The following is a 15,026-nucleotide window of genomic DNA, read 5'->3' on the forward strand; positions in this document are numbered from 1 at the left end:
AGTTCAGGAAGGCAGCTCTATCGTTTTTTTCTCTTTTGATTCTTTATATAAAACAATTGTATTTCCGATTACTTGAACGAGCTCCGCCCCTGTTTTTTCTGTCAGGTTTTCCGCGACTGTATCCTTATCTTCCTCACAATTTTGCAGGACACTGACCTTGATCAGCTCACGCGCTTCTAGTGCCTCATTGATTTGTGAATGCATATTCTCATTCGTACCGCCTTTTCCAACCTGGAAAATTGGATCAAGGTGATGAGCTTTTGAACGTAAAAAACGTTTTTGTTTACCAGTTAGCATATTCATTTCCCTCCAAGCTTCTGTTCAACTGTTTTTTTCATCAAACTGAGGTCGGGTTTCATTCCCGTCCAAAGTTCAAATGAAAGGGCTGCTTGATATATAAACATGGGAACGCCATTTTGGATCGTACAGCCTTTTTCCACCCCTTGTTTCAAGAACTTCGTCATCAATGGGTTATATATGATGTCGACTACATCTGTATGGGATTCCAAATGCTCCGTAGAAATGGGTGTTGCATGGAGGTTTTGGACCATTCCGATCGGGGTCGTATTGATGACGATATCATATTGTCCTAAGTTCGCTTCGGCCTCTTCTAATGATAAGAGGAGACCACTGCTTCCTTCAAGCAACTGTTCTGCTTTACCCGCTGTCCTGTTTGTGACAGAAACCTTTTTGATCCCCTTCAAAAGGAAGGTCTTTACAATCGCCCTTGCTGCGCCCCCAGCACCGATCACGAGAATATTCGCTTCTTTTAGATTGAAAGGATGAACCTGGAGCAAAGCTTGATAAAACCCAGGACCGTCTGTATTGTATCCTTTCAAGGAAGACCCTTCAACGACTACTGTGTTCACTGCTCCGATCGCATCAGCAAAGGGGTCGATCTCATCCAATAGTCCGATGATATCTACTTTATGAGGGATGGTCACATTGAATCCTTTGTAACCCGATTGAATGAGCGATTTCACTTTTGGTGCCAATTCTTCTTTACGTACATGGACTGCGTCGTAGTTCGCTTCCATTTCCATTTGATGAAAACATGCATTATGGATATCTGGGGACAACGACTGCGTAATCGGATCACCGATGACCGCATACTTAGATAAGGGCTGTTCGAACATGGACACCCACCCCTTCAGGCGCATATGCTGCCACTCTCGCAGGGGCGGAGGTTACAGTGATCCAACCGAGCCCCGAAAAAACAATATCGGTCTTGTCTTGCTTAATCGTAAATTCATGTTTGGACAATGCAGGCAATTGTTCAACGTCTTCTGGATCAGGTGGACTAAGCAGGTTACCTACTTGTTTTTGATAAAGTTCTGAAGCTTTTTCAAGCTTGGTACGGTGGATTGGTAATTCGTTCGACAAGTAGCAGATGAATGACTGCTTTGGTCCTGATTCAAAGTCAAAACGAGCAAGCCCCCCGAAAAATAAAGTTTGTCCTTCATTCAATTGGTACACCTTTGGTTTGACCTCTTTTTTCGGAATAATCTTTTTAAGGTCTCTATCATTAATATAGTGCGCAATCTGATGGTGATTAATAATTCCTGGTGTATCATAAAGTGAGCTTTTTTCGTCTAAGGGAATTTCAATGAGATCCAATGTGGTTCCAGGAAAATGAGAGGTTGTAATCAGCGAGGAAGCTTCCTCACTGTATTCTTTGATCAGTTGGTTGATGAATGTGGATTTCCCTACATTCGTTGCACCGACTATGTATACATCTTTATTTTTCCGGTGTTCTTCTATGGTCGCTGCAACCTCTTTAACATTCATCCCCTTTTCTGCACTCATCAACTCTACATCAATCACCTTCACACCTAATTGTTTTGCTTCATATTTCATCCAATGTTTTATTTTATTAGGCTGGATCGATTTAGGCAGAAGGTCAAGCTTGTTGCCAACCAGCAGGATCTCGTTCTTACCGACGAACCGATGGATCCCAGTCAACCAGCTTCCACTAAAATCAAATATATCGACAATCTTGACAACCAAAGCTTCCTTAGAGCCTATGTCTGACAGAATCTTGCGATAGTCCTTGTCTGTTAGGGATACTTCTTGTATTTCATTATAATGTTTCAGACGAAAACAACGCTGGCAAATCACTTGCTCTCTTTTCAATGCTGATGGAGGGGTATATCCTAACAGTTCTTTCTTTTCAGTCTGAATAGGAACACCGCAGCCCTCACATAAAATCGGATTACTCAACAATCATTCCTCCCAATTAATTAAGCCTTTACGCTTCATCCATTGTAATACATGACGCTCCATATATCGATTCAACTTTGTAGCCAGCCCATCACTTTTAGCGACAGGTACGACGAGGATGGTATATAATCCGAGTCGATTTCCTCCGAGGACATCCGTGAAGATTTGATCTCCTACGACAACAACTTCATTGTGTCGCAGTTTCATATTTTTCGCAGCTCGTTTGAACGCTTTTGTCATCGGTTTACGTGCCCTGAATATAAACGGTAGGTTTAAAGGATAAGAAAAACTCCGTACCCGCTCCTCGTTATTATTAGAAACAATCGTAACTTGTAACCCTTTATCCTTCAGCATCGCAAACCACTTGATCAATTCAGGTGTAGCCTCGGGGCGATCCCATTCGACCAGGGTATTATCAAGATCAGTAATAATTCCTTTTATGCCTCTTTCCAATAACTCATTCGCATCTATATCATAGATAGAAGGAACATGTTCATTCGGTAATAATTGTTTAAACACTACCCAAACACCTCGTATCCAATTCTACTTCAATCCTACCTTATTGTATCAATATTTTATCCTTCGACAATGATTTTTTCCCGATTCTTAAACCTTTGAAGAATTTATCAAAAAAACAGTTTTTTTTAATGTAAAGTGAACTTACTATCGAAGTCATTCATTCATGTATGAAAAAAACAAAAACTTTTCGACAAAATTTGATATTTTCAGAATATGTGGATAACTTTACTCACAATATACACATTGAAATTTAACCAATTATTTACTTTATAAACATCTTACCCACAAGTTATCCACTTCTTTTTGTGGATAAGAGAACGATTGTTCCTCATACTATTTCGTGATAAGCTAGGTTTACATCATAACATAAATGTTTATGCTAACTTCGATTCTAATATGTCTTACAATTTATCTTTTGGACAACCCCATGCTTCCTCTGAGTTAATCATATTCGAAATTATACTTTCATAAAAAACAAAAACTTTAACTATGGACCGATCCTTCTAATTTCTAAAATAAGTCTGGAGGTGCTAAGCCCATTTTCGGCGCTGCTTATGGAAAATCTATCTGATGAACTTTTGATCGAATCCTATCACAAAGCAAAAGAGTTGAAACTGAGCCACGAATTCATTACATTGATCAAAAAAGAGATTGACCGAAGGCGTTTGTCTGCTAACTTAATTTCAACGCACTTATAACCGAACCAACATTCATTGTTGGTTCTTTTTTTCTTCTTTTCCATCCATTTGTGTTGTCCAATCGTTTTCAAACGTTAAAATCATAACTGTTAAAGTCTGGAACTTGGGTGATAATATAATCAGGAAATAAACTCGCTTTACCCTGGATTGTATCTTTGTTTGGCTGATACTGAAGAAAATGTAATAGGCTTTCTTCATGTAAAAATCGTCAGCAGATTGTAACAACTGTCTTTTTTTTAAGGTCATTTGACGTTAAAATTGTTGATAATACTGCGTTATGTGATTACAATGGGAATGGTACATAACATATTTGATACGGAAATCTTGATAGGAGGATCTTTTTTATGTTGCAATATGCAGTCCTTGCTCCGTTCCTTACGGCATTGATAGTGCCGTTTTTGTTTAGATACATACGGGCAATTCATACAGGGTGGTTAATTCTGCCAATTCCTTTTGGGATCTTTGCGTATTTTTTATCACAGCTTACGAATATTTCAGAAGGCCATACTCAGCTTTCAGGAATCGAATGGGTGCCATCGCTCGGAATGAACTTCAGTTTTTATTTGGATGGACTTAGTTTACTATTTTCATTATTAATCAGCGGAATAGGGACTCTTGTAGTTTTATATTCCATTTTTTATTTGGATAAAAACGAAAAGTTGAATAATTTCTATGTATTTTTGTATATTTTCATGGGTGCGATGCTCGGTGTCGTACTTTCAGATAATATCTATGCGTTGTATCTGTTCTGGGAGTTGACGAGTATTTCCTCCTTCCTTTTGATCGGATATTGGTATGAGCGCCAGGCTTCCCGTTATGGCGCATTAAAATCTATGATCATAACGGTATTAGGCGGGTTATCCATGCTCGGGGGGCTTATCCTCCTTTCGATCATTACAGGAACGACCAGCATAAGGGAAATGATCGCAGCAAGTGATACAGTGCTGGAAAGTCCTTATTTCACTGGCATATTAGTGTTGATCCTATTAGGTGCTTTTACAAAATCAGCACAATTCCCATTTCATATCTGGCTGCCGGATGCAATGGAAGCACCGACCCCAGTCAGTGCATTCTTACACTCGGCAACAATGGTCAAAGCTGGAATCTACTTGACTGCACGCCTCTTCCTATTGTTCGGAGGCACCGATATCTTTTTCGTTCTAGTCACTGGCTTCGGTCTATTGACCCTTTGTTGGGGATCCTATATGGCGGTCCGGCAAACTGATTTAAAAGCGATCCTTGCTTTCTCGACGATCAGTCAGCTGGGTATGATCATGACGATGCTCGGTTTTGGGACAAAAGAAGCTGCTTTCGCTGCAGTTTTCCATATTTTCAACCATGCAACTTTCAAAGGGAGTCTGTTCATGGTTGCTGGAATTGTGGATCATGAAACAGGAACACGTGATATTCGCAGGCTTGGCGGTTTAATGACATTGATGCCGATCTCTGCGACCCTGGCATTTTTCGGGGCTTTTTCCATGGCAGGTGTGCCTTTGCCGATCTTCAACGGATTCCTGAGTAAGGAAATGTTCTTCCAGACATCTCTGGATTTAGAAACGACATCAACGTTGGTGGCAAGTATTGCACCTTTCGTACCCGCACTTGCGGTGTTCGGAAGTATATTCACTTTCGTATATTCGATGTACTTTTTCTTCCATACATTTACAGGAGAAACGCGTGGCCAGTTGAAGGTCAAACCGCATGAAGCACCAATCGGCATGTTGATTTCACCAATCGTACTTGTCCTTTTCGTTGTTATAGTCGGACTGCTGCCCAACATGATCAATGAGCCGATCTTGACACCTGCTACTGCAGCGATCTATGGGGAACTTCCTAATAAACACATCGTGTTCTGGCACGGTTTCGAACCAGCCCTGTACATGTCAATGATTGTAGTGGCATTAGGTGTCATCCTGTTCTTGACAAGAACGAAATGGCAGTCTGTCTATAATTGGATACCTGGTGTGTTAAGTGCAAATAAAACATACGATTACCTATATAATATGCAGTTCCGTGTTTCTGAAAGGACAACTCGGACTTACATGACAGGATCGATCAGACATTATATGCTCTATATCCTTATTTTCATTATAGGTGCAACAGGCGTTACGCTGTTTGTAACAGATGGTTTCGTCATCGATACGAGTGACCTTGCACCGATTTCCTGGCCGGAAGTCGTAGTCGGATTAGTAATGGCGATCGCTGCAATTGCAACGATCCTGATGAAGAACCGTATTGCAGCTATCCTGGTTCTCGGGATTGTCGGATATGGTCTATCATTATTATTCGTATTCTTCAGAGCACCCGACCTTGCCCTGACCCAATTGATCGTCGAGACAGTTACAGTTGCACTGTTTTTACTGTGCTTCTACCACTTGCCGAAACTCGATACGAAAAAGCAGCCTGTTGGAGCAAAGACACTCAATATTATCGTCTCCGTTTCCGTAGGTGTCTTAGTTACTTTGGTTGCGATCGCATCACACAGCTCGAAAAAATTCGAAACGATTGCCCATTATTTCATTAAAGAGTCCCACCATCTCGGTGGCGGCAATAATGTGGTGAATGTAATACTTGTTGACATGCGTGGATTGGATACCTTGTTTGAAATCACCGTACTCGGACTGGCTGCATTAGGGATCTACGCAATGATTCGACTCCGCGACAAGGGGGAGATGGATTAATCATGGAAATCATCATGTCGATACTGGCTGGTATTCTTTTTTCTGCCGGTGTCTATCTATTATTGCAAAGACAACTGCTCAAAATTGTATTCGGTACCGCCTTATTATCTCATGGGGCACATTTGCTCATTTTGACGATGGGCAAGTTGAACAGAGGTGACCCCCCAATTCTGGAAGAAGGGATCAAAGCCTATACGGATCCCCTTCCACAGGCTCTGATTTTGACCTCCATCGTCATCAGTTTTGGGGTCACATCATTTTTACTCGTGCTGGCTTACAGGGCCTATAGAACGAATAAAACGGACAACATGGAGCAATTAAGGGGATCTGATCATGACTAATTTAATTTTTTTACCTATCTTGATACCACTCATCGCCGGCACCATGTTCGTCTTTTTCAGAAAGAGACTTCCATTGGTCCGGGCTGGAACTCAAATTGTTACAATTCTCAACCTTGCTGTCACGGCTTTTGTCACTTATTATGTTTTAGAAAATGGAACACTTGTTTTACAAACAGGAGGGTGGGATGCTCCTTACGGGATCATACTCGTAGGTGACGGGCTGGCCATGTCTCTGATCCTTACGACAAACATCATTGCAGTCGCCGCTGCATTCTATGCCCCCTATTCTTTAGATAAGGGACGAGAAGAATTTTACTTTTATACCTTCTTCCTGATTCTTATCGGTGGGGTCAGCGGAGCGTTTTTGACCGGGGACATATTCAACCTTTTTGTTTTCTTTGAAGTATTGTTGATGGCCTCATACGGGCTCATTACCCTCGGTGGCACGAGACAACAGCTTCGTGAATCGATCAAATATGTATTGTTGAACCTGTTCTCTTCAATTCTTTTCGTAACGACGGTAGCCTTCCTGTACTCCGTAACGGGTACCGTAAACATGGCTCAATTATCTGTGCGTGTAGGTTATGTCAATCAAACCGGCATCTTAACGACAATCGGCATCCTCTTTTTTATCGTTTTTGCAACAAAAGGGGCTTTATTCCCGCTGTATTTCTGGATGCCAAACGCGTATACGAAACCACCAGCTGTTATTTCCGCATTGTTCGGTGCTTTATTGACTAAAGTCGGGATTTATTCGATCATACGGATTTTCACATTGATCTTTAACGGGAATATCGATTACACCCATACTTTCTTCATTGTATTGGCTGGTTTCACGTTGATTTTTGGTGTTGCAGGCGCACTATCGACGAACAACATCAAATTGATCATTGCCTACAACATCATTCCCGCCATCGGCTTTATGATCATGGGTGTAGGAGTCTTCAGCGAACTTTCGCTTTCCGGTTCCATTTACTATTTGATCCATGACATGGTGATCAAAGCCGCCTTGTTTTTGTTAGTAGGGGCAGTCGCCATTGTTGCAGGGACAACCGATCTTCGGAAAATCAGCGGTTTGATCAAAGAATTCCCTTTTCTCGGTTGGATGTTCTTCATTGCTAGCCTTGTTTTAGCAGGATTACCGCCGTTCAGTGGTTTCATCGGTAAATTACAGTTGTTGCAAGGTGCTTTTGAGAACGGTCATTATGTGGTTGCCATTGTCGCGTTGATTACTAGTTTATTGATTTTAATATCAGTCATGAGGATTTTCATCCTTGGATTTTGGGGTGAAGGAATGGATTTACCACAAAATACGCGGTCAATCCGACCATTGTATTTCCCAATTTCCTTCCTACTGATCTTTTCAATCGTTTTGGGAGTTGGAGCAGAATGGTTTCTACCCTATATCCAACAAATCGGTGTTGATTTGACGGATCCTTCTGTCTATATCGACGCGGTCTTAAAGAAGGAGTAGTTAGATATGGCATTTCAACTTTTAATCAACCTTGCAATCGGGCTGATATGGATGTTCTTGATGGAAACATACGATTTTGGCACGTTCCTGATCGGTTTCATCATAGGGATTTTCCTATTGCTCTTACTGAACCGGTTCATACCTGATACATTCTATTTAAGATATGTGTTTGCTATATGGAAGCTTATCCTTTTGTTCGCTAAAGAGCTTCTGATTGCCAACATCGAGGTCTTGAAGATGATCTATAAACCAAAGATGGATATGCAACCAGGGATCGTAGCGCTTCCGATCGATTTGAAGACCAACTGGGAAATAACCCTGCTGGCTAATCTTATTACTTTGACACCTGGTACATTATCCGTAGATGTTTCAGTTGATAATAAATTCTTATACATCCATGCCATGGACCTCCCTGATGTGGATGAAACGATCAATCAGATCAAGGGAACATTTGAGAAAGCGATAAAGGATGTGACACGATGAGCTCCTTATTACACAACGTCATCTGGCTATGTATGGTGATCAATTCGATTTCAATCCTCATGCTGCTCTATCGTGCCATCAAAGGTCCCTCAAATCCTGATCGAGCGGTAGCAATTGACACAATCGGGATCAATCTGATATCCATGACAGGTCTTGTTGCTATACAATTGAGTACAATCAGATTGAATGATGTAATCCTATTGATAGGTATTTTGACATTCATCGCAACGATTGCGATTGCGAAATTCTTGGAAAAGGGTGTTATCATTGATCGAAGTCGTGATTAGTGTCCTAGTATTGATTGGAACATTCTTTGTATTTTCGAGCTCACTGGGAATCCTGCGTTTTCCAGATGTGTATTCAAGGCTACATGCTGCTACAAAAAGTGCAACACTTGGCGTATCAGGTGTCTTGATCGCTGCCTTCATTTTCTTTATTGTCGAAGAAAACGTAATGAGCGGAAAATTGATTCTTGGAATCCTCTTCGTCTTGATGACTGCTCCAGTAGCGGGACATATGATTTCACGAGCGGCCTACCGGACAGGGGTGCCTCTTTCTGAGCGAACGATAAAGGATGAGCTGCAAAAGAAATATGATAATAAGGAAACTTCATAGTACAGAAAACAGTCAGCTGGCAGGTTTTAGTGCTCTGTCAGCTGTTTTATTTGGACCTTCATTTACCTTGTGCTTCCATGAACTGATTCAAATGTTAAACCTTAAAGCGTGTGTATATTTCCGAATTGTAAAACAACAACCGGACGGGACACCGTAATGAAGAACGAGCAGGAGATTTGTAGATCGTCTGGAAAGGGAATGAATGAATTGCGAAAATCAACACTAAAAACGAATGGCTTTTATATAACGTAATTCGAATTGTAAAGGATTTGTAAAATAAGGCTTTCTTATTATGAAGTTGTGGCATATAATAGTTTTAATCAGCTCAATGGATTGGATTTTTCATTTAATGAGAAACCAATAAGGAGTGACTTGTATAATGTACTTTTTGGACCGGGTTGACCATACACTTAAGCGGATGAAGAGCCAGACCGCTAACGCAATGACACTATTGAACATGACATTTGGTGCTGTAGCCATTGTATGTGTTTTAAAAGGTCAATTGGAAATGAGCTTTTGGTTCATATTTTTATGTGCTTTGTTTGATCGTTTTGATGGGATGATAGCTAGGAAGCTGCAAATAGAATCAGAGTTTGGTAAGCAACTTGATTCCCTTTGTGATTTGATCTCTTTCGGAGTTGCGCCAGCATTCTTGATCTACCAAGCGATTTTACACGATTTTGGAACACCGGGCATCGTCTTTATCATCATTTATATGCTTTGCGGTGCAATACGTTTAGCTAGATTCAATATTACTGAATTTGACGGGCATTTCAGAGGTGTTCCGATTACTGCAGCAGGATGCATCGTTGCCCTTTCCTTTTTGACAGTGGATATGATGCCGAATTTTATATTCATGTTCCTCATCCTTATCCTTTCATTCTTGATGATCAGTAATGTGAGTGTTAAAAAACGTTGAAATCGATAAAAGGGTGCTGTCCTTAGGACAGCACCTTTTTTAGTGGTTTCATTTCGTCAATTTCAAGAACTCATCTACATCGTCAACTGCAAGTTGGATTGCATTTTTCCAGAAGTTCGGTTTAGTAAGATCCTCACCTAGATGTTTCTCAGCTAAATCCTCGACTGACATTGTCCCTGTATCTTGAAGCAGGGCGATGTACTTCTCTTCAAATGCTGCTCCCTGTTCTCTTGCAATCGCATAAATTCCTGCACTGAACATATATCCGAAGGTATACGGGAAATTGTAGAACGGTACATCTGTTATATAGAAATGCAGCTTGGAAGCCCAGAAATATGGGTGATATTCACCTAAAGCATCGCAATAAGCTTCTCTTTGTGCTTCTTCCATTAATTCTTTCAATCTAGTAACTGAGACGAGTCCCTTTTCTCTTTCGCTGTAAAAACGTGTCTCAAAAAGGTAACGAGCGTGTATGTTCATGAAGAATGCAACGGAACGCTGGATCTTATCCTCAAGGAGAACGATCCGCTCTTCTTCTGTCTTTGCTGCTTCGACAGCCGCATCTGAAACGAGCATCTCTGCATACGTAGAAGCTGTTTCTGCCACATTCATCGCATAATTTTGGTTTAAGTATGGGAGCTCATCCATGATATGTTGGTGATATGCATGGCCAAGCTCGTGAGCGAGTGTTGAAACATTGCTTGCATTACCGGAAAATGTCATGAAAATTCTTGTTTCTTTCGCATTCGGGAAACTTGTACAGAATCCACCAGGACGTTTTCCAGCTCGATCTTCAGCCTCAATCCATGCTTTTTCAAAAGCTTGGCGGGAAAACTCACTCATTTTAGGATTGTAATGATTGAATTGCTCAATAATGAAATTAGCAGCTTCATCATAAGAGACTTTCGTAACTGCTTTTCCTATTGGTGCATCGACATCAGTCCAGCCAAGCTTTTCCAGGCCAAGCATTTCTGCTTTTCGATCTAAATATTTCACAAAAGTATTTTTATGCTGTTCGATGACCTTCCACATCGTATCCAGCGTCTCTTGACTCATGCGGTTGATGGTTAAAGGTTCTTTCAATACAGAGTCCCAATTACGATGTTGATACGTGTTCAACCTGAAACCTGCCAGATGATTCAATGCCTCTGAACAAAAATCTTCTTGTTCTGCCCAGGCTTTTTCATACGCTTCAAACGCACGGTGGCGGGTTTCCGGGTTTTGACTCGATAGTTTGTTATCCAATTGACCGACCGAAAGCTCTTCTTTCTTTCCATCTTCTTCAAAGGGTATGCTCATCTTTCCTACAACCAAGTCATAAAGGTTGGACCATGCGTGATAGCCGTCAACCGCTAAGTCGTTAATGAGTGATTCTTGTTCGAAACTGAGCTTTTCCACCGCATTTTTTCGACGTTCACTCAGGATGTAGCTATATGGATAAAGTTCATCGTATTGGAGTAGCGTTTTCAACTCATTATCGGTTACTTCAGTCAGCTTGACATCAAATTGTGTCCATAGTGAATGATATTTTGCCCCGATTTGGTCGAGCTTACCTCTTATTGCAACTGCCTCTTTATCCTTCACATCCTGTGCCACCAGACAACCGACATATGCACTGCTTTCGTGGAGGCGAGACGACAATAGACTCATCTCTTCTACCACTTTTGCAAGATCCTGATGATTTTGCGGATTACATTCATCGATTATGTTCTTTGCTTCTACGATCTGTACTTCGATCGATTGTATGTATGCCTTTAACTCCTGGGAAGCACTACCACCTGGAAAAATATTATCCAAATTCCACTTCTGAGGTAATTGTGTTAATTTCATTGACATCCTCCTAAAAAAATATGTAGTACCTTTTTATTATAAAGAAAATTCATAAATTTAAAAAGAGAATACATTCGACATGAAGTTCCCTATTTATATCGATATCCAAAATATTACAAGAAAAGCGCTGACGCCCTGATCAGCAACGAAGGTCACTGGAAGTCCGGCGAGAAGGCTATCGCCGCCACAGGAGGTCTGAAGTTAGCCAAGTGGTTGGGCGGTGGAGCTAGACATTTCTTCATCGCAACCAAAATTTTTTATACCTTTTTATTCTTTTAAAAAACAGACACTTGAGGTGTCTGCTTTTTAATCATAGGCACAAGCGTACATGAAGTAGACGAGCATTAATATCATAGTTATATTGAATATGATTTCCATATTGCACCCCTCTTCTATTATTATACTGTATATTTCCACAATTCACCGCTGATTAACCTTCTTTTACCCTTTATAAATTAAATTTTTCATTATAATCTTCTGAGTATGGAAGCGAAAAAGATGGTACGAAGTTACATCCTAAGTTTTGCCTTTAAAATATCATACAGTTCTTGATATGTATGAACATAGTAATCCATACCCTCAATCAAGTCATTTTGGAAGCTGCAAGTCGCAATTCCTAGTTCCTTAGCTGGAATCAAATCCAATTCACGGTCACCTACAACCACATCGATAGAATACTCTTTCAAAATGTGTTTATAAGCTGATGGATCCGGCTTCCTCGGAAATTCATCTTCATAGCCGATTATTTTTGTGAACTGCCCTTTCAAGCCGTGATGATCCAATACATCCGTAACGACTTTTCTCGAGTTATGCGTCACAATGAAATTTTGGTCGGCAAGTTCGAGTACTTTCTCCAAATCTTCAAAGGGAATGAATTCTGAAGGTTCCAGTTCATCCTCCAGGTACCGAAACTTTTCTTTCAACTCTTCTGAAAAACCGTAATATTCAAATGCATGTGTAAAGGAAATTTTCAAATGTCTGAAGATCTCTTCCTCAGTGGCATCATCCTGTAGCACTTCCTTAAACAATTTTACAAATAGTCGATAACTATCTACAAGGGTCCCGTCAAAATCCCAAAGAATATTCATGTATTCCTCCTTTTCCCTCTATTCTGTATATACTTACGTCTGACCATTCAAGTAGTTCCATATATACGGGGATTAGTCCTATTTACACTGAACCAAATGTTACTTTCATCCTTAATATTCAATTTAGTGTGAATTATCAAACTATTACATTGACCTTGCAACCTAATCTTTGATAGGTTATTAATATCTTCAAATACCAATACCGAAATAACTGTTCGTCTAACCGACTCTACTGGTGCAAAGTAGGGCACCCGTTAGATGTAAAAGCCAGTTATATGTACTGGGGGTAAGTATGTCAAATTTACCTGTGCTGTCCATATTCCTGGCTTTTTCACATATTGGCTGCATCAAAAAAATCAGGAGACACGTATGCTTTGAGCTTATACAACGGATAAAGCATACAGTTCAATTTGGAGAACATGCCATAGGGATCATCAAACCGCTGGCAAAAGCGGATCTCATGGTCATTTCGGATCACCCGTTAAAAGTGGATGTAGAAAAGTTTAACAGATATTAAAGTTAAAAGGACATACTTGGAAGGAAGATTGATTTATAGTGACTCTACCATTTTTGAAACCATGAAAGGATGAATGTGATGTTTAGTGAACAGCAACAGTTGATTTTAATCTCAATCGTAGTGGTTTACTTCCTATTCCTATTCGGTTTATCCCTCTATGTTAATCGAAAAATCAAGACATATGATGATTACAATGTAGCGAGCCGATCAGTCTCCCTGCTCCCCCTTATCCTTACTTTTACTGGAACAGCGATCGGTGGATCGATTTTACTCGGGTATATGACGAATGGTTATCTGTTCGGAATGGGCCAGCAGTGGTTGGCAATCGGATTCACTTTGACATCCATCGTGTTGGCAATCTTTTTGTTGAAACGGATTCGTATACTTGGTGAAAAATACAACATGGTCACGCTTGGTGACTTCACAGCCCTGCGTTATGGAGAAGGAGCAAGAGTACCGACTGTGATCTGCATTTTGGTTGCTTATTGTGCGATAACAGGGATGCAATTCGTAGCCATCGCGACCATTCTTAATTTGACGCTTGGGATGAGCATGACAGTCGGAATCCTCATCAGCTGGGTCCTTTTAACTTTAAAAACATACTTCGGAGGACTTAAGTCGGTCATCTGGCAGGATGTAATCCATGGGACTATACAGACGATCGGAGTGTTCATCCTTTTTGCGGTCATTTTGTATACAGTCGGTGACTGGGGGGCTGTTGCTGACACCGCGAGGAATACAGAAAACGGAAACATGCTGAGCATCTTTAATATTTCCACATCAGACTTCTTGATCTATATGCTGACAATCGGAGCCTATCAATTCGTCAGACAAGATCTTTGGCAACGTTTCTGGGCAGCCAAGGATATCAAGACAGCTAAATCCGGATATTGGGCAGCAATCATTCTAGGATTCTTGACGGCTGCGATCGTCGTGGCAATTGGCGTTTTCACTAAATTCGGCTTGAATATGACAAACATAGATCCAGCTTTGATTTATTATGAAGTCATTGGGGCTGTATTGCCTTTTACAATGGTCATCGTCATGCTGATCGCCTTGTTGGCTACTGTCATATCCTGTGCAGACTCGTTTTTCATAGCAGCCTCCTCCTCAATCGTCAATGACATCGTCAAACCAAGAATGGGTGGAATCGATAATAAAAGAATGCTCCATTTCAGCCGTTTATCTGTTGCCGTCGTATCAGTCATAGCCCTTCTTTTAGCCCTCTATATCCCACAATTAGTCACTCTGTGGATAACAGGTTCGGCGATGCTTGTCTCAGGACTTCTCGCACCTGTGTTGTTTGGACTGTTTTGGAAACGGACAACCAAAAGTGCTGGGATCATAGCGATGTGGTCCGGGTTGGTCGTTGCTGTCATTTGGCAAATAGCAGGACATCCTTTCGGGCTTCATCCAGTCTTCATCGGGCTCCCCGTATCGATTGTGACCATCTTGTCAATAACACTGCTATCACCGCAAGAAAGTGAACATACCCTATATGAAGATTTGAAGGAAATCGTTTGAAAACCGATAATCAAATCCAGGCAAGGATACCTATGGCAGAGCCTATCTTATCCGATTAGATAGTTTATTTGAAAGAACTGGATGTAAGAATGGGTGGACCAAACCGGTCAACCCATT

The 15,026-nt window shown here is 40.9% G+C and carries 16 protein-coding genes; 10 read left to right on the forward strand and 6 right to left on the reverse strand.

Annotation, left to right across the window (positions count from 1 at the left end):
- Positions 1-3: 3 nt before the first annotated feature.
- The 4 genes from yhbY to L1611_RS02285 are packed head-to-tail and all read right to left on the reverse strand — an operon-like array spanning position 4 to position 2,739.
- Positions 4-297: a ribosome assembly RNA-binding protein YhbY gene (gene yhbY, locus L1611_RS02270; protein ID WP_225063558.1), complete on the reverse strand. Its 294-nt coding sequence runs from the start codon at positions 295-297 to the stop codon at positions 4-6.
- 2 nt (positions 298-299) lie between these two features.
- On the reverse strand, positions 300-1,136 hold the full coding sequence (aroE, locus tag L1611_RS02275) for a shikimate dehydrogenase (RefSeq protein ID WP_236311431.1): 837 nt from the start codon (positions 1,134-1,136) through the stop codon (positions 300-302).
- Complete coding sequence (yqeH, locus tag L1611_RS02280; protein ID WP_236311432.1) at positions 1,114-2,220, reverse strand: ribosome biogenesis GTPase YqeH; 1,107 nt, start codon at positions 2,218-2,220, stop codon at positions 1,114-1,116. The genes aroE and yqeH overlap by 23 nt, the downstream gene beginning before the upstream one ends.
- A 3-nt stretch (positions 2,221-2,223) precedes the next feature.
- Complete coding sequence (locus L1611_RS02285; protein WP_236311433.1) at positions 2,224-2,739, reverse strand: YqeG family HAD IIIA-type phosphatase; 516 nt, start codon at positions 2,737-2,739, stop codon at positions 2,224-2,226.
- A gap of 554 nt (positions 2,740-3,293) precedes the next feature.
- On the opposite strand from L1611_RS02285, the gene sda reads away from it, so the two are divergent.
- The 8 genes from sda (at position 3,294) to pssA (ending at position 9,950) form a co-directional block, all read left to right on the forward strand.
- Positions 3,294-3,437, forward strand: a complete 144-nt coding sequence (gene sda / locus L1611_RS02290) for a sporulation histidine kinase inhibitor Sda (protein WP_236311434.1) — start codon at positions 3,294-3,296, stop codon at positions 3,435-3,437.
- A gap of 344 nt (positions 3,438-3,781) precedes the next feature.
- Positions 3,782-6,118 carry a Na+/H+ antiporter subunit A gene (locus tag L1611_RS02295; protein WP_407681688.1) on the forward strand — a complete coding sequence of 779 codons (2,337 nt, stop codon included), beginning with the start codon at positions 3,782-3,784 and terminating at the stop codon, positions 6,116-6,118.
- A 2-nt stretch (positions 6,119-6,120) separates the two neighbouring features.
- On the forward strand, positions 6,121-6,459 hold the full coding sequence (locus L1611_RS02300; protein WP_236311435.1) for a Na(+)/H(+) antiporter subunit C: 339 nt from the start codon (positions 6,121-6,123) through the stop codon (positions 6,457-6,459).
- A complete protein-coding gene (locus tag L1611_RS02305) occupies positions 6,452-7,933 on the forward strand; it encodes a Na+/H+ antiporter subunit D (protein WP_236311436.1) in 1,482 nt (493 codons plus the stop codon). The genes L1611_RS02300 and L1611_RS02305 overlap by 8 nt, the downstream gene beginning before the upstream one ends.
- 6 nt (positions 7,934-7,939) lie before the next feature.
- Positions 7,940-8,416 carry a Na+/H+ antiporter subunit E gene (locus tag L1611_RS02310; protein ID WP_236311438.1) on the forward strand — a complete coding sequence of 159 codons (477 nt, stop codon included), beginning with the start codon at positions 7,940-7,942 and terminating at the stop codon, positions 8,414-8,416.
- A complete protein-coding gene (locus tag L1611_RS02315; protein WP_225063550.1) occupies positions 8,413-8,703 on the forward strand; it encodes a Na(+)/H(+) antiporter subunit F1 in 291 nt (96 codons plus the stop codon). The genes L1611_RS02310 and L1611_RS02315 overlap by 4 nt, the downstream gene beginning before the upstream one ends.
- Complete coding sequence (mnhG, locus tag L1611_RS02320; protein ID WP_236311439.1) at positions 8,684-9,031, forward strand: monovalent cation/H(+) antiporter subunit G; 348 nt, start codon at positions 8,684-8,686, stop codon at positions 9,029-9,031. The genes L1611_RS02315 and mnhG overlap by 20 nt, the downstream gene beginning before the upstream one ends.
- Before the next feature lie 379 nt (positions 9,032-9,410).
- On the forward strand, positions 9,411-9,950 hold the full coding sequence (pssA, locus tag L1611_RS02325) for a CDP-diacylglycerol--serine O-phosphatidyltransferase (protein ID WP_236311440.1): 540 nt from the start codon (positions 9,411-9,413) through the stop codon (positions 9,948-9,950).
- A 48-nt stretch (positions 9,951-9,998) separates the two neighbouring features.
- Here the strand turns inward: pssA and L1611_RS02330 are convergent, their stop codons facing one another.
- Positions 9,999-11,780 (reverse strand): M3 family oligoendopeptidase, encoded by a 1,782-nt coding sequence (locus L1611_RS02330; RefSeq protein WP_236311441.1) that lies wholly within the window; start codon positions 11,778-11,780, stop codon positions 9,999-10,001.
- A gap of 509 nt (positions 11,781-12,289) precedes the next feature.
- Positions 12,290-12,868 (reverse strand): HAD-IA family hydrolase, encoded by a 579-nt coding sequence (locus tag L1611_RS02335; RefSeq protein ID WP_236311442.1) that lies wholly within the window; start codon positions 12,866-12,868, stop codon positions 12,290-12,292.
- A gap of 292 nt (positions 12,869-13,160) precedes the next feature.
- Here L1611_RS02335 and L1611_RS02340 point away from each other — a divergent pair, with 292 nt between their 5' ends.
- Together L1611_RS02340 and L1611_RS02345 are read left to right on the forward strand one after the other, a co-directional pair.
- Positions 13,161-13,385 (forward strand): hypothetical protein, encoded by a 225-nt coding sequence (locus L1611_RS02340; protein WP_236311443.1) that lies wholly within the window; start codon positions 13,161-13,163, stop codon positions 13,383-13,385.
- Positions 13,386-13,463: 78 nt separating this feature from the next.
- Positions 13,464-14,909 (forward strand): sodium:solute symporter family protein, encoded by a 1,446-nt coding sequence (locus L1611_RS02345; RefSeq protein ID WP_236311444.1) that lies wholly within the window; start codon positions 13,464-13,466, stop codon positions 14,907-14,909.
- The last annotated feature ends 117 nt before the right edge of the window (positions 14,910-15,026 follow it).

The sequence above is a fragment of the Pseudalkalibacillus salsuginis genome, assembly GCF_021646685.1.
GTDB classification, from domain to species: Bacteria; Bacillota; Bacilli; order Bacillales; family Fictibacillaceae; genus Pseudalkalibacillus; species Pseudalkalibacillus salsuginis.

Coding starts and splice junctions, on each gene's coding strand:
- yhbY (WP_225063558.1), bottom strand. CDS start 297: ATGCTAACTGGTAAACAAAAACGTTTTTTACGTTCAAAAGCTCATCAC.
- aroE (WP_236311431.1), bottom strand. CDS start 1,136: ATGTTCGAACAGCCCTTATCTAAGTATGCGGTCATCGGTGATCCGATT.
- sda (WP_236311434.1), top strand. CDS start 3,294: ATGGAAAATCTATCTGATGAACTTTTGATCGAATCCTATCACAAAGCA.
- L1611_RS02295 (WP_407681688.1), top strand. CDS start 3,782: ATGTTGCAATATGCAGTCCTTGCTCCGTTCCTTACGGCATTGATAGTG.
- L1611_RS02300 (WP_236311435.1), top strand. CDS start 6,121: ATGGAAATCATCATGTCGATACTGGCTGGTATTCTTTTTTCTGCCGGT.
- L1611_RS02305 (WP_236311436.1), top strand. CDS start 6,452: ATGACTAATTTAATTTTTTTACCTATCTTGATACCACTCATCGCCGGC.
- L1611_RS02310 (WP_236311438.1), top strand. CDS start 7,940: ATGGCATTTCAACTTTTAATCAACCTTGCAATCGGGCTGATATGGATG.
- L1611_RS02315 (WP_225063550.1), top strand. CDS start 8,413: ATGAGCTCCTTATTACACAACGTCATCTGGCTATGTATGGTGATCAAT.
- pssA (WP_236311440.1), top strand. CDS start 9,411: ATGTACTTTTTGGACCGGGTTGACCATACACTTAAGCGGATGAAGAGC.
- L1611_RS02330 (WP_236311441.1), bottom strand. CDS start 11,780: ATGAAATTAACACAATTACCTCAGAAGTGGAATTTGGATAATATTTTT.
- L1611_RS02335 (WP_236311442.1), bottom strand. CDS start 12,868: ATGAATATTCTTTGGGATTTTGACGGGACCCTTGTAGATAGTTATCGA.
- L1611_RS02340 (WP_236311443.1), top strand. CDS start 13,161: ATGTCAAATTTACCTGTGCTGTCCATATTCCTGGCTTTTTCACATATT.
- L1611_RS02345 (WP_236311444.1), top strand. CDS start 13,464: ATGTTTAGTGAACAGCAACAGTTGATTTTAATCTCAATCGTAGTGGTT.